General features: G+C 69.3%; 16 protein-coding genes. 10 read left to right on the top strand and 6 right to left on the bottom strand.

Annotated elements, in window-relative coordinates; all coding sequences use genetic code 11:
• Positions 1–39: 39 nt before the first annotated feature.
• The gene (locus tag ABD120_RS18720) at positions 40–645 is read left to right on the top strand and encodes an SIMPL domain-containing protein (protein WP_343951200.1); all 606 of its coding nucleotides are present in this window, start codon (positions 40–42) and stop codon (positions 643–645) included.
• A gap of 4 nt (positions 646–649) precedes the next feature.
• On the opposite strand, the gene nadA is transcribed toward ABD120_RS18720, so the two are convergent.
• Positions 650–1783, bottom strand: a complete 1134-nt coding sequence (nadA, locus tag ABD120_RS18715) for a quinolinate synthase NadA (protein ID WP_343951199.1) — start codon at positions 1781–1783, stop codon at positions 650–652.
• Between the two features lie 197 nt (positions 1784–1980).
• On the opposite strand from nadA, the gene erpA reads away from it, so the two are divergent.
• Positions 1981–2334, top strand: coding sequence for an iron-sulfur cluster insertion protein ErpA (gene erpA, locus ABD120_RS18710; RefSeq protein ID WP_343951198.1), 354 nt, complete (start codon positions 1981–1983; stop codon positions 2332–2334).
• A 223-nt stretch (positions 2335–2557) separates the two neighbouring features.
• Positions 2558–3544, top strand: coding sequence for a carbohydrate kinase family protein (locus ABD120_RS18705; RefSeq protein ID WP_343951197.1), 987 nt, complete (start codon positions 2558–2560; stop codon positions 3542–3544).
• A gap of 99 nt (positions 3545–3643) precedes the next feature.
• Here the strand turns inward: ABD120_RS18705 and ABD120_RS18700 are convergent, their stop codons facing one another.
• The 3 genes from ABD120_RS18700 to ABD120_RS18690 form a co-directional block, all read right to left on the bottom strand.
• Entirely contained in the window at positions 3644–4063 is a 420-nt protein-coding gene (locus ABD120_RS18700; RefSeq protein ID WP_343951196.1) for a CBS domain-containing protein, read from the bottom strand.
• Positions 4064–4133: 70 nt separating this feature from the next.
• A complete protein-coding gene (locus ABD120_RS18695; RefSeq protein ID WP_343951195.1) occupies positions 4134–4379 on the bottom strand; it encodes a sulfurtransferase TusA family protein in 246 nt (81 codons plus the stop codon).
• Positions 4376–5518 (bottom strand): cysteine desulfurase family protein, encoded by a 1143-nt coding sequence (locus ABD120_RS18690; RefSeq protein ID WP_343951194.1) that lies wholly within the window; start codon positions 5516–5518, stop codon positions 4376–4378. Before ABD120_RS18690 ends, ABD120_RS18695 begins: the two co-directional genes overlap by 4 nt.
• A 208-nt stretch (positions 5519–5726) precedes the next feature.
• Between ABD120_RS18690 and ctaC the strand changes: the two genes are divergently transcribed.
• The 6 genes from ctaC (at position 5727) to ABD120_RS18660 (ending at position 11821) form a co-directional block, all read left to right on the top strand.
• Positions 5727–6488 (top strand): aa3-type cytochrome oxidase subunit II, encoded by a 762-nt coding sequence (gene ctaC, locus ABD120_RS18685; protein ID WP_486348450.1) that lies wholly within the window; start codon positions 5727–5729, stop codon positions 6486–6488.
• The gene (gene ctaD, locus ABD120_RS18680) at positions 6485–8137 is read left to right on the top strand and encodes an aa3-type cytochrome oxidase subunit I (protein WP_343951192.1); all 1653 of its coding nucleotides are present in this window, start codon (positions 6485–6487) and stop codon (positions 8135–8137) included. Before ctaC ends, ctaD begins: the two co-directional genes overlap by 4 nt.
• Entirely contained in the window at positions 8137–8550 is a 414-nt protein-coding gene (locus ABD120_RS18675; RefSeq protein ID WP_343951191.1) for a cytochrome c oxidase subunit 4, read from the top strand. Before ctaD ends, ABD120_RS18675 begins: the two co-directional genes overlap by 1 nt.
• A gap of 149 nt (positions 8551–8699) precedes the next feature.
• Entirely contained in the window at positions 8700–9872 is a 1173-nt protein-coding gene (locus tag ABD120_RS18670) for a L,D-transpeptidase (protein ID WP_343951190.1), read from the top strand.
• A gap of 114 nt (positions 9873–9986) precedes the next feature.
• Complete coding sequence (locus ABD120_RS18665; RefSeq protein WP_343951189.1) at positions 9987–10139, top strand: hypothetical protein; 153 nt, start codon at positions 9987–9989, stop codon at positions 10137–10139.
• A 56-nt stretch (positions 10140–10195) separates the two neighbouring features.
• Positions 10196–11821, top strand: coding sequence for an MFS transporter (locus ABD120_RS18660; RefSeq protein ID WP_343951188.1), 1626 nt, complete (start codon positions 10196–10198; stop codon positions 11819–11821).
• A 4-nt stretch (positions 11822–11825) separates the two neighbouring features.
• On the opposite strand, the gene trpD is transcribed toward ABD120_RS18660, so the two are convergent.
• Both trpD and ABD120_RS18650 read right to left on the bottom strand, forming a co-directional pair.
• On the bottom strand, positions 11826–12863 hold the full coding sequence (gene trpD / locus ABD120_RS18655; RefSeq protein WP_343951187.1) for an anthranilate phosphoribosyltransferase: 1038 nt from the start codon (positions 12861–12863) through the stop codon (positions 11826–11828).
• A gap of 9 nt (positions 12864–12872) precedes the next feature.
• On the bottom strand, positions 12873–13271 hold the full coding sequence (locus ABD120_RS18650; RefSeq protein ID WP_343951232.1) for a response regulator transcription factor: 399 nt from the start codon (positions 13269–13271) through the stop codon (positions 12873–12875).
• A gap of 208 nt (positions 13272–13479) precedes the next feature.
• Here ABD120_RS18650 and ctaE point away from each other — a divergent pair, with 208 nt between their 5' ends.
• Positions 13480–14127, top strand: a complete 648-nt coding sequence (ctaE, locus tag ABD120_RS18645) for an aa3-type cytochrome oxidase subunit III (RefSeq protein ID WP_343951186.1) — start codon at positions 13480–13482, stop codon at positions 14125–14127.
• Positions 14128–14131 lie beyond the last annotated feature (4 nt).

Here is a 14131-nt window from a genome sequence, read left to right as displayed (position 1 = left end):
TCGCGGCGATCACCGGCGGCGGCTCCTATGATCGGGAGCATGGACACGGCCAACCAGCGGATCACCGTCGTCGGCGTCGGCGCGGTCTCCGCCGTCCCCGACATGATGCGGCTGACGGCGGGCGTCGAGGTGCGCGAACCCGCGGCGGGGGCGGTCGCCACGGCGACCAGGGCCGCCGCCGCCCGCCTGAGCAGGGCGCTCACCGACGCCGGGGTCGCCGCCCGCGACCTGCGCACCACCGAGCTCTCCCTCGGCCCGGAGTACACGACCTACCCGGAGGTCTCCGGCTACCGGGCCGCGCAGGGCGTCGAGGCGGTGGTCCGCGACCTGGCCGGCGCCGATCAGGTCATCGACGCCGTCGCCGCCGTCGGCGAGGAGAGCAGGCTGAACGGCATCGCCTTCGAGGTCTCCGACCCGGCCGCCGCCCTGGTCGAGGCCAGGCGCCTGGCCTTCGAGGACGCCCGCGCCCGCGCCGCCCAGTACGCCGAACTCGCCGGGCGCCCGCTCGGCCGGGTGCTGTCGATCGCCGAGGAACCCGCCCGAGGGGCGCACCCCGTCCCGATGGCGGCGGCCGAGCGCTCCTCGCTCAGCCCCGGCGAGCAGACGGTCGCGGTCGAGGTGCGCGTCGAGTACGCCTTCGCCTGACCGGCTACGGCAGGGCCAGCATCCGGTCGAGAGCGACCCTGGCCCAGTGCGCGGTGTCGGCCTCGACCGTGATCCGGTTGACGGTCTCGCCCAGCACGAGCGACTCCAGCGCCCACACCAGGTGCGGCAGGTCGATCCGGTTCATGGTCGAGCAGTAGCAGACGGTCTTGTCCAGGAACGAGACGTTCTTGTCGGGGAACATCCCGGCCAGCCGCTTGACCAGGTTCAGCTCGGTGCCGATCGCCCAGCTGCTGCCCGCCGGGGCCGCCTGGAGGGTCTTGATGATGTGCTCGGTCGAGCCCACGTGGTCGGCCTTCAGCACCACCTCGTGGCGGCACTCGGGGTGCACCAGCACGTTGACGCCCGGCACCCGCTCCCGCACGTCGTCGACGGACTCGGCCGTGAAGCGGCCGTGGACCGAGCAGTGGCCCTTCCACAGGATCATCCGGGCGTCCGCGACGGCCGCCATGTCGTTGGGTCGGTGCGGGTTCCACAGCACGCAGTCGTCCAGGGACATGCCCATCTCCAGCACCGCCGTGTTGCGGCCGAGGTGCTGGTCGGGCAGGAACAGCACCTGCTTGCCCTGCTCGAAGGCCCACTCCAGGGCCCGCTTGGCGTTGGAGGAGGTGCACACCACGCCGCCGTGGCGCCCGCAGAACGCCTTGATGTCGGCGCTGGAGTTCATGTACGTGACGGGGATCACCCCGTCGGCCAGCCCGGCGTCCTCAAGGGCCTCCCAGCACTCCTCCACCTGGTCGAAGGTGGCCATGTCCGCCATCGAGCACCCGGCCGCGAGGTCCGGCAGGATGACCTGCTGGCCCGGCCCGGTCAGGATGTCGGCGGACTCCGCCATGAAGTGCACGCCGCAGAAGACGATGAACTCCGCCTCGGGGCGCGCCGCCGCCTGCTGGGCGAGCTTGAAGGAGTCGCCGGTCACGTCGGCGAACTGGATGACCTCGTCGCGCTGGTAGTGGTGGCCGAGGACGAACAGGCGCTCGCCCAGCGCCTCCTTCGCCTTGCGGGCCCGCTCGACCAGGTTGGGGTCGCTCGCGGGGGGCAGGTCGCCGGGACAGTCGACGCCGCGCTCGCTCCCCGGATCGGTGCCCCGGCCGAGGATGAACAGCTGGGTTGTGCTCATGCCTTACCTCTTATCGTCTAAGTGACGATACTCATGATGGCATATGACTTCGACCGACTTCGGGTGGGTTTGCCCCAGTGGACGGTCATAGATGATCTCCCCTGGGAAAACGGGCACAGGACACGGAATGTGTGGCACCCGGCAGGTGTTGGTAGCGTCTTAGTAGGAAGTCAGATACAGACCGCAGGAGTTCGCACATGACGGTTGAGAGCAGCGAGACCACGACGCAGGGCCTGGTCCTGTCCGACGCGGCAGCCGCCAAGGTCAAGAGCCTGCTTGAGCAGCAGGGTGAGGAAGGCCTCCAACTGCGCGTGGCCGTGCAGCCGGGCGGCTGTTCCGGCCTGCGCTACCAGCTCTTCTTCGACGACCGCTCCATGGACGGCGACGTAGTCACCGACTTCGACGGCGTCGGCGTGGTGACCGACCGGATGAGCGCCCCCTACCTCATGGGCGCCACCATCGACTTCGTCGACACCATCGAGAAGCAGGGCTTCACCATCGACAACCCCAACGCCACGGGCTCCTGCGCCTGCGGCGACTCCTTCAACTAAGGGACGCCGCCGGACCGGCTCCGGGGTGGTCCCTTTCCGCGTGGCCCGGGGCCGGCCCGCGCGTCTCTTCCGGTGTGCGCATCGCGCACGCCGTCCTCATCAGCGGTCGCCGCGCTCGTAGACTCGGTGACGAGGGGTCCGAGCCGGTCCTGTCCCGGCGAGGGTTCCCGTATTCTCGTGTGGTTTGCAAGTTGGCCTGCTGACAACGAGGAAGAAGAATCCCGTGCGCATCGCCGTGACCGGCTCCATCGCGACAGACCACCTGATGACGTTTCCCGGCAGCTTCGGCGACCAGCTCATCGCCGACCAGCTCGACCGGGTGTCACTCTCGTTCCTCGTCGACGACCTCCAGATCCGGCGCGGAGGCTGCGCCGCGAACATCGCCTTCGGCATGGGCTGCCTCGGCCTCAGCCCCATCCTCGTCGGCGCCGTCGGCTCCGACTTCGCCGACTACCGCTCCTGGCTGGAGCGCCACAACGTCGACTGCGAGTCCGTGCACGTCTCCGAGACGCACCACACCGCCCGGTTCCTGTGCACCACGGACGAGAACCACAACCAGATCGCCTCGTTCTACACCGGCGCCATGGCCGAGGCCAGGAACATCGAGTTGCGGCCCACCGCCGACCGCGTCGGCGGTCTCGACCTGGTCCTGGTGAGCCCCAACGACCCCGACGCCATGCTCAGGCACACCGACGAGTGCCGCCAGCGCGGCATCCCGTTCGCCGCCGACATCTCCCAGCAGCTCGCCCGCATGGCCGACGACCAGATCCGCCATCTCGTCGACGGCGCCGCCTACCTGTTCCACAACGAGTACGAGAAGGGCCTGATCGAGCAGAAGACCGGCTGGACCGACGAGGAGATCCTCGACCGGGTCGGCGTCCGCGTCACCACGCTCGGCCCCAAGGGCGCCCGCATCGACCGCAAGGGCGAGCCCGCCATCACCGTCGCCCCTGCCCCCGAACTCGGCAAGGCCGACCCGACCGGCGTCGGCGACGCCTTCCGCGCGGGCTTCCTCGCCGGGCTGGCCTGGGGGCTGCCGCTGGAGCGCTGCGGCCAGATCGGCAACCTCACCGCGACACACGTCCTGGAGCGGGTCGGCGGCCAGGAGTACGAACTCGGGCAGAAGGTCTTCCTGGAGCGCTTCGAGAGCGCCTACGGCACCGCCGCGGCTGCCGACATCGCCGCCCGCCTGCGCTGCCACTACGCCTGAACCGGCACGCCTGAACCGGCACGCCTGAACCAGCACGCCTGACTCAGCCGAGCGGGCGCGGCCCCGGAGGCCGTCGCCCGCTCGCCTCCCACCCGGCGCTCAGGCGCCCGCGTACACCCGGTGCACGAACTCGGCCAGCTTGTCGTCCGGCAGGTGCTTGGCCAGGTCGGCCTCGCTGATCATGCCGATGATGCGGTGGTTGTCGATCACCGGCAGGCGGCGGATCTGATTCTCCTCCATCCGCCCCAGCGCCTCCTCGACGGTGGCGTCGGCGGCCACCCACACCAGCCCGATCGCCAGCTCGCCCGCCGTGACCTTCGACGGGTCGCGGCCCTCGGCGATGCACCGGGTGACGATGTCGCGGTCGGTGATGATCCCGGTCAGGCGGTCGTCGGGACCGCAGATGGGCAGGGCGCCCACGTTGTGGTCGCGCATCATCTGCGCGGCCCGGTCCAGCGTCTCGTGCGCGGGAATGCACTCCGCACCCGGGTGCATGAGATCGCGCGCGGTTCCAGTCATCCTCTTCCCCCCGAAATTCGATGACATCCCCGGACTTTCTACCCCGGCTCACCCCCGGGCACGCTCGCCGTCAGTAGTTGCGGCGCACGTGGATGCTCCACCCGCCCTGCGGCAACTCGTACGTGCCCACGTGCGGGTGCGACTTCAACCGGCACCAGGCGGGCACGTCGTTGTAGGCGGCAGGGTCGTCGCACAGCACCGCGACCACCGCGTTCAGCGGCACGTAGTTGATCTGCTCGGCGAGCATGATGATCGGGATCGGGCACTTCTTGCCCAGCGCGTCGATCGTGAGTGCCGGCTGTACGACCTCTGTCATGCCACTCCTGCGTCCTGACGGATGCGGCGCACGATCCCCGGCAGGACGTCGAGGAACCGGTCGACATCCGCCTCGGAAGCGCCCCTGGGCAGCGAGACCCGGACGTTTCCATGCGTGAGCACACCCATCGCCTCCAACACGTGCGATGGACGAAGAGTACTAGCGGTGCACGAACTCCCGGACGACACCGCGAACCCCACCCGGTCGAGTTCGCCGAGAAGCACCTCTCCGTCGACGTACAGGCAGGAGAAGGTGACGATGTGCGGCGCCCGCCCCACCGGGTCGCCGATCACCTCCACGTCCGGGACGAGCTGCGGCACCACCTCCCTGATCCGGTCGACGAGCGCCGACAGCCGGGCGTTCTCCCTCCCGGCCTCCTCGGCGGCGGCCCGCAGCGCGGCGGCGGCCGCGACGACGGCGGGGACGTTCTCGAAGCCCGGTACCCGCCGTCGCTCCCGCTCGTCCTCCGGAAGGAACGACCGGAAGCGCGTGCCCTTGCGCACCGCCAGCACGCCGACGCCCGCCGGGCCGCCCCACTTGTGGGCGCTGGCCGTCAGCACCGACCAGCCCGGCGGCGTCGGCAGCCGTCCCGCCGTCTGCGCCGCGTCGACCAGCAGCGGCACCCCGTGCTCCGCGCACACCCGCGCGGCCGCTTCGACCGGCTGAAGGGTGCCGACCTCGTGGTTGGCCGTCTGCAGGCAGGCCAGGGCGGTGCCCTCCGCCGCCACCGCCTTCTCGAAGGCCGCCGGATCGATCCGGCCGAGCAGGTCGACGCCGACCCGCTCGGCCTCGCCGCCGTCGCGCTCGTGCAGAGCGGCGGCGTGCAGGACGCTGGAGTGCTCGACGGCGCCGGTCACCAGGCGGCGTCCGGCCCGTCGTCTTCCGTGTAGGGTGCCGAGGACGCCGAGATGCACGGCCTGTGTGCCGGACGAGGTGAACGAGATCTCGTCCGGGCGGGTGCCGAGCACCTCGGCCACCTCGGAGCGCGCCTGCTCCAGGAGCAGGTGGGCGCGGCGGGCCTGGCCGTACAGACGGGCGGGATCCGCCCAGCCGGCGTCGAGGGCCGTCAGGTACGCCTCGCGTGCCCGGGGGTGCAGCGGCTCGGTGGAGGCCGCGTCGAAATACGCCACGCCCTCCATCGTCCCACTTCCGGCGCGCCATCGAGGGGGCGGGAGGGAGGGCAAGGCCCTTCCACGCTAATGTGTCTGCAATCAGCTGTGCATTTGGAAGTTCGAGCGCCCAGGAGTGACTCCTGGGCTTCATCTGTGGGGTAGGCGATCCGTGAGTCCGACTCGCCGTTCGACGCGGCGTTCGTTGGCCCGGCGCAGAGTGCCGGGAGCCGCCGCAATGGCGTTGCTCCTGGTCACCGCGACGGCGTGTGCGAATGATGTTCCTCAGGCAGACTGGTCGAGTGGTCTGCTCCCGGAGCATGTGACCGAGCAGGGCAACGTGATCCTGTCCCTGTGGAACGGGGCCTGGATCGCCGCGCTGGCCACCGGTGGCGTCGTGCTCGCCCTGATCATCTGGGCCTGTGTCTTCCACCGTAAGCGGAGCAAGTCCGCAGAGCTGCCTCCGCAGGTGCGCTACAACCTGCCGATCGAGATCTTCTACACGCTCGTCCCGCTCGTCATGGTCTCGGTGTTCTTCTTCTACACCGCGCGTGACAGCAAGACGCTGGAAGTGGTCTCGGCGAACCCCGACGTCAAGGTCAAGGTCGAGGCGTTCCAGTGGAGCTGGCGCTTCACCACGACGTTCGGCGGCAAGACCTACAAGCCGGTCGTCGGCATGCCCGTCAGCGACTACAAGCAGGGGCCGCAGCTGGTCCTGCCGGTCAAGAAGACGGTCCAGTTCGACCTGTCCTCGCCTGATGTGATCCACTCCTTCTGGGTGCCCGCGTTCCTGTTCAAGCGCGACGTGATCCCCGGCATCAAGGAAGGCAACCCGGGCCGCGTGTTCGAGATCAAGACCCTGGACAAGCCCGGCGTGTACGCGGGGCGTTGCGCGGAGCTGTGCGGCGTCGACCACAGCCGGATGCTGTTCTCGGTGAAGCTCGTCACGCAGGAGGAGTTCGACAAGTACATCGCCTCGCAGGCCGGGAGCACCCAGTGACCGCCACACAAGAGTCCGTCATCACGGCGCGGCCCACCTCCAAGGGCCGGATCGTAGCCAAGTGGCTATCCTCGACCGACCACAAGATCATCGGTCACCTGTACCTCATCACGTCGTTCGTGTTCTTCCTGATCGGCGGCGTGATGGCGCTGGTCATGCGGGCCGAGCTGGCCGCGCCGGGCCTGCAGTTCACCACGAACGAGCAGTTCAACCAGCTGTTCACCATGCACGGCACGATCATGCTGCTGATGTTCGCGACCCCGTTGTTCGCGGGTTTCGCCAACGAGCTGATGCCGCTGCAGATCGGCGCCCCCGACGTGGCCTTCCCCCGCCTGAACATGGTGAGCTACTGGCTCTACCTGTTCGGCAGCATCATCGCCGTCTCGGGCTTCTTCACCCCGAACGGCGCGGCCAGCTTCGGCTGGTTCGCCTACACGCCGTTGTCGAACGCGGTCAGCTCGCCTGGACTCGGCGGCGACCTGTGGATCATGGGTCTCGCCCTGTCGGGCCTCGGCACGATCCTCGGCTCGGTCAACTTCATCACCACGATCATCTGCATGCGCGCGCCCGGCATGACCATGTTCCGCATGCCGATCTTCACCTGGAACGTGCTGCTGACCAGCATGCTCGTGCTGATGGCCTTCCCGGTGCTGGCCGCCGCGCTGCTCGCCCTTGAGGCCGACCGCAAACTCGGCACCCACATCTTCGACGCCGAGACCGGCGGCGCGCTGCTCTGGCAGCACCTGTTCTGGTTCTTCGGCCACCCCGAGGTGTACATCATCGCGCTGCCGTTCTTCGGCATCGTGACCGAGGTCCTGCCGGTCTTCAGCCGCAAGCCGATCTTCGGTTACATCTCGCTGGTCGCGGCGACCATCTCCATCGCCGGTCTGTCGATCACGGTGTGGGCGCACCACATGTTCCCCACCGGACAGGTGCTCCTGCCGTTCTTCTCGTTCATGACGTTCCTCATCGCGGTTCCGACGGGCGTGAAGTTCTTCAACTGGATCGGCACGATGTGGCGAGGGCATCTGTCGTTCGAGTCGCCGATGCTCTATTCGGTCGGCTTCCTCATCACCTTCCTCCTCGGCGGCCTGACGGGCGTCATCCTGGCCTCGCCGCCGCTCGACTTCCACATCTCCGACACCTACTTCGTGGTGGCCCACTTCCACTACGTCGTGTTCGGCACCGTGGTCTTCGCGATGTTCGCCGGCTTCTTCTTCTGGTGGCCCAAGTTCACCGGCAAGATGCTCGACGACAAGCTGGGCAAGCTGCAGTTCTGGCTGCTGTTCATCGGCTTCCACACGACCTTCCTGGTCCAGCACTGGCTCGGCGTGCTCGGCTTCCCGCGCCGCTACGCCGACTACAGCCCGGCCGACGGCTTCACCGACCTGAACCTGATCTCCTCGGTCGGCGCGTTCATCCTCGGCCTGTCCGTGCTGCCGTTCTTCTACAACGTGTGGAAGACCTGGCGCAGCGCGCCCAAGGTCACGGTCGACGACCCGTGGGGCTACGGCGGTTCGCTGGAATGGGCGACCTCGTGCCCGCCGCCGAGGCACAACTTCACGTCGCTGCCGCGCATCAGGTCCGAGCGCCCGGCCTTCGACCTGCACTACCCGCATGTTTCGACCAAGCAGGAGGTTGAGGCCTGATGAAGGTCCAGGGTTGGCTGTTCCTTCTGTGCGGCCTGTTCTTCGCCGCGGTGGACGTCGCCTACTGGTTCTGGACCAAGGCGGCGACCGGTCAGGGCGAGCCGGTCGGCACCACGGCCATGGCCATCTCGGTCGGCTTCGCGTTCATGATCGGCTACTACCTGATGTTCACGGCGAAGCGCATCGGCGACCAGCCTGAGGACAACAAGCAGGGCGAGATCAGCGACGGCGCCGGTGAGATCGGCTTCTTCAGCCCCAGCAGCTGGTGGCCGCTGTTCCTCTGCCTGGCCGCGGCCTTCTGCTTCGCGGGCTTCGCGATCGGCTTCTGGATGTTCCTGCTCGGGCTGTTCATGGTGGTCATGGCCATGATCGGGTTCGTGTTCCAGTACTACCGGGGCCAGTTCTCGCACTGACGACGGCTCGACGAGCGGGTGTTCCTCTTTGGGGGGACACCCGCTTTTTCGTGCTTTTTACCATGGGCCTTACGTGGCGATTCGATCACTGAGGGTAGTAATGGGAGGTGAGTGGAGCGATCAGGGGGAGAGTCCGTATGGGGCGCGTTATGAATGGATCGGCCGGTCTGCTGGCCCTCGCGCTGCTGACCGCGTGCTCGGCCGACGCCACGGCGGGCGAGGAGGACGCGCAGGCGCCTCCGGCAGCCGGGCCGTCGACCACCATCACGACGGTCCCCGCCGACAGGTCGGGCAACGTCCCCACGGACGAGACCGTGATCGTCTCCGCCCGGGGCGGCGGCGTCCTCAAGCAGGTCAAGGTCACCGGCGGGCTGACCGGCGTCCTGAGCGCCGACGGCACCCAGTGGCGCAGCACCCGCACCGCCCGGCCGGGCACCACGTACACGGTCACCGCCACCACCACCGACGGGCGCACGCAGACCACCAGGTTCAGCACCGTCAAGGCCGCCAAGACCTTCGACATCGAGACCATCGTCCCCAACCGGGACGCGACCGGCCTCACCGTCGGCGTCGGCATGCCGGTCATGATCGCCTTCGACAAGGAGATCACCGACCGCGTCGCCGTCGAGCGCAACCTCACGGTGCGCAGTTCGCGGCCCGTCGAGGGCGCCTGGCACTGGTTCGACAGCCAGCACGTCGACTTCCGGCCCAAGCACTACTGGCCCGCGCACACCAAGGTCCGCGTGGAGGCCAAACTGGCGGGCGTGCGCGGCGGGCCCGGCATGTTCGGCAAGCGCGACTACACGCTGGACTTCAGGATCGGCCGCGAGCAGATCACCAAAGGCAGCACGGACACCCACTACCTGTCCGTCAGGCGCGACGGCAAGAAGATCCGCAACATGGCGATGAGCGCGGGTCGGGGCGGTAACTGGAAGTACTACACCACCTCCGGCATCCACCTGGCGATGTCGCGCGAACCGGTCACTGTCATGACCTCGCCCGGGATCGGGCCCGGCTCGCCCGGCTACTACCAGTTGACGGTCTACAACACCGTCCGCATCTCCAGCAGCGGCGAGTACGTGCACAGCGCGCCGTGGTCGGTGGGGTCGCAGGGGTATGCGAACGTGAGCCACGGCTGCGTGAACATCAGCCCGAGCAACGCGTCGTGGTTCATCGACAACACGCTCATCGGCGACCCGATCATCATCACCGGTTCGCCGCGCATCCTGGAACCGACCAACGGCTGGGGCCACTGGCAGGAGAACTGGAAGCAGTGGCTGCAGTGGAGCTCCCTCAAGTCCGCCAAGACCGAGTCCCTCTGAGACCACCCCGGGGACGCCCTTCCCGCGTGTGCTCTCCGCAGGAAGGGATCCGTGACCTCGGAACGGTCCCTGGCGGTGTCCTTCCCAGGCGTGTTCTCCGCAGGGAGGCCGGCGGTGAGCGCGGCCCAGCGCCTTCGGCAGGGGAACGGCGGAGTCGTCGCGGCGGGCCGGGGTGCGGTGAGGAGCGTGCCCTTGGAGGCCGTCGGCGCGGGTCGGCGGGTGGCGTACGGCGAGGCGGGCCGTAACGAGGGCTCGGAGGCGATGTAGAGAACGCGGCGGTGGCTCCGACCTAGGGCTGAAGAACGGTTCTAGGAAGGAATCACATGAACGTGAAGGCCGGACGGAGAGAGTGGGTCGGGCTGGCGGTCCTGGCGCTGGCGAGCCTGCTGGTCTCCCTCGACGTCTTCGTCATGCTGCTCGCGCTCCCGCACCTCGCCGAGGACCTGGGGGCCACTGGCACCGAGCAGCTGTGGATCACCGACATCTACGGCTTCGTCCTGGCCGGTTTCCTGGTGACGATGGGCACCTTGGGCGACCGCGTCGGCAGAAGAAGGCTGCTGCTCATCGGTGCGGCGGCGTTCGGCGCCGCCTCGGTCGTGGCCGCATACTCCACGAGCCCCGGCATGCTCATCGCCGCCAGAGCTCTGCTGGGGCTGGCGGGCGCGACGCTGGCGCCGTCCACGCTGGCGCTGATCAGCGGCATGTTCGCCGACGCCAGGCAGCGTGCGCTGGCGTTCGCGATCTGGCTGGCCGCCTTCATGGGCGGCGCCACGCTCGGGCCGATCGCGGGCGGGGCGATGCTGGAGCACTTCTGGTGGGGCTCGGCGTTCCTGCTGGGCGTGCCCGCCATGCTCCTGCTGCTGGTGCTCGGGCCGATGCTGCTGCCCGAGCAGAAGGCGGTCAGGGCCGCGCGGCTCGACCCGCTCAGCGTCGTACTGTCGCTGGCGGCGATCCTGCCGGTCGTGTACGGGCTGAAGGAGATCGCCAAGAGCGGCTGGCAGCCGGTGCCGCCGGCCGCGCTGGTGCTCGGCGCGGCGGTCGCGGTCGTGTTCGCCAGGCGGCAGCGGCGGCTCGCCGATCCGCTGCTCGATCTGCGGCTGTTCGCCCGCAGGAGTTTCAGCACGGCGGTCGGCGGGATGATGGCCGCCACCCTGCTCATGGGCGCCATGATGCTCTTCATCACCCAGCACCTCCAACTCGTCGAGGGACTCACCCCGCTGACCGCCGGGCTCTGGATGCTGCCCGCCGTGGCCGCCAACGGTGCCGGGTTCCTGGTGTCGCCGCTGCTGGCCAGGCGGATCCGGCCCGCGTACCTGATCGGCGGCGGGCTGCTGCTGTCGATCGCCGGGCTGCTGCTGCTGACCCGGGTGGACACCGTCTCGGGGCCGGTCACGCTGGTGGCCGGGTTCGCGCTCATGAACCTCGGCGCCGGGCCGCTCGTCACGCTCAGCACCGACCTGGTCGTGGGGGCCGCGCCGCCGGAGAAGGCCGGTTCCGCGGCGGCCATGAGCCAGACCGGCGGCGAGCTCGGGTTCGCGCTCGGCATCGCGGTGCTCGGGACCATCGGCACCGCGGTGTACCGGTCGGAACTGGTGCTGCCCGAAGGGCTGCCCGAGACCGCCGCGAACGCCGCCAGAGACGCGCTGGTGGGCGCGAGCGTGGCGGCGGGTCAGTTGGACGGTCCCCAGGCCCAGGCCCTCCTGGACGCCTCCAGGGCGGCGTTCACGACCGGTCTCCACACGGTCGCCCTCATCGCGGCGGCCACACTGACCGTCGTGGCGATCCTGATCGCCCGCCTGCTGAGAGACGTCCCGCCGAGTGGCTGCCAGGCCGGCTCCGAGCAGGTGACCGGGCGGCCGCAGGGTGCCGATGTGGCCGCGGAGCCGACCGGCCCGGCGGGCACGCCCGAGGCGGAGGCCGTGCTCACGGACCTGGGGCCGCGAGGGTAGTTCGCTACACGCGGGAGCTGGTGTCGATCCAGGCGGTCAGCGTGGCGGCGGCGTCACCGGAGTCGACGGCGTGGACGGCGCGGCCGTAGGCGGCGGTCATGGCCGAGTCGAGCGAGTCGCCGGCACCGTCGAGCGCCACCAGCGCGGCGGCCGCGTTGAGGAGCACCGCGTCGCGCACCGGCCCGGTCTTGCCGCCCAGCAGGTCGTGGACGGCCTGCGCGTTGAAGGCCACGTCACCGCCGCGCAGCGCCCCCACCTCGGCCCGCGCGATGCCCAGCACCGCCGGGTCGAACACCGTCCGGGTGGCCTCGCCGTCGCGCACCACCCACACGGTCGAGGTGGTGGCGATGGTCAGCTCGTCGAGCCCGTCGTCGCCTCGGAAGACCAGCGCCGAGACCCCGCGCTCGGCGAACACCCCGGCGAGCACCGGCAGCATGTCCGCGTCGTAGACGCCGATCGCCTGGGCGGAGGGGCGGGCCGGGTTGGTGAGCGGCCCGAGGAAGTTGAAGACCGTCGGCACGCCGAGTTCCTTGCGCGGCGGCCCGGCGAAGCGCAGCGCCGGATGGTAGACCGGCGCGAAGCAGAAGGCGATGCCCGCCTCGCGGGCGACCCTCGCGGTCTGCTCGGGCGTCAGGTCCAGCCGGATGCCGAGGTGCTCCAGGACGTCGGCGGCGCCGCACGAGGAGGAGGCGGCCCGGTTGCCGTGCTTGACCACGCGGGCGCCCGCGGCGGCCGCGACGATGGCGGCCATCGTGGAGACGTTGACCGTGTGGGCGCGGTCGCCGCCGGTGCCGACGACGTCCACCACGGGTCCGTCGACGCGCAGGGGCGTGGCCAGCTCCAGCATCGTGCGGGCCAGGCCGGCGACCTCGGCCACGGTCTCACCCTTGGCGCGCAGCGCGACGGCGAAGCCGGCGATCTGCGCGGGCGTCGCCGTACCCGACATGATCTCCCGCATGGCCCAGGCCGTCTCGTCCGAGGTGAGATGCTGCCCGGACAGGAGGGCGGACAGCAGAGCGGGCCACGAGGTGCGGGAGTCCATGGTGGGTACCTACTTCGCGTTGAGTCGGGTCGAGGAACGCCTGCGCATCAGATCGGCCACGGCGTCGGCCAGCACGATCGGCTCCAGCGGCTGGGCGACCACGGCGTCGGCCCTGGACCACGCGGCCAGCCACCGGTCGTCGCGCCTGGCGATCAGCAGGCAGATGGGCGGGCAGTCGTAGACCTCGTCCTTGGCCTGGCGGGCCACGCCCATGCCGCCGGCGGGCTGGGTCTCGCCGTCGAGGACGGCGACGTCGATCTCGCCGGAGCCGAGCCACTGGTGGACCTTGGGCTCGGTGGCGCACTCGACGATCTCCACGAACGGCACGTCGGCTGCGGGCCTGCGCCCGATCGCCTGGCGCACCTTCTCCCGGGTGCCCGCGTCGTCGCTGTAGACGAGGACGCGCATCGTGCTCTCGCTGCTCCCAGTGGTGCTCACTGCTGCGCTCGCTATCGGTCGGAGAGGTAGGGTCACCAGGGATCGTACCGGGGGTCCGGGACGGAATCCCAGGCCACCACCTCCAGCGGATGTTTTACCCCGATTATCCCAGGTTGGTCGCGCATATGTTCCTCCTAACGGGGGGTCGTGCGCCGGACCGACCACAGGAGCCGCAATAATGCTGCCCGTGGCGACAGCATCCGCAATAACTTCGACGACGACAGCCCATCCGGCGCGTAGACCCAATCTGGTCAGCGTCGGCACCATCGTGTGGCTGTCCTCTGAGCTCATGTTCTTCGCGGCGCTGTTCGCGATGTACTTCACCATCCGGTCGGTGAGCATCGGTGACGGCTTCGAATGGGGCCCCTCCCTCCAGCCTGCGGGCACCGAGGGCGCCGCTCACCTGAACATCCCGTTCGCGACGGTCAACACGATCATCCTGGTGCTGTCGTCCGTGACATGCCAGCTTGGCGTGTGGGCCGCTGAGAAGGGCCAGGTCGGCAAGCTCCGCTTCTGGTACATCGTCAGCTTCCTGATGGGCGCGGTCTTCATCGGCGGTCAGCTGTACGAGTACGCCGAACTGGCCGCCGACGGCGCGACGCTCTCGTCCAACGCCTACACCTCGGTGTTCTACCTGACGACAGGCTTCCACGGCCTGCACGTGACCGGTGGCCTGATCGCGTTCCTGTTCATGCTGGGACGTACGTACGCCGCGAAGCGCTTCACGCATGAGCAGGCCACCAGCGCGATCGTCGTGTCCTACTACTGGCACTTCGTCGACGTCGTCTGGATCGGTCTTTTCGCGACCATCTACATCATTCGTTAAGGAA

Origin of the sequence: Nonomuraea longicatena (assembly GCF_039525605.1) — a bacterium.
GTDB lineage: Bacteria > Actinomycetota > Actinomycetes > Streptosporangiales > Streptosporangiaceae > Nonomuraea > Nonomuraea longicatena.
The sequence above is the reverse complement of the archived record's forward strand: the minus strand, read 5'-3'. Positions and strand labels throughout refer to the sequence as shown.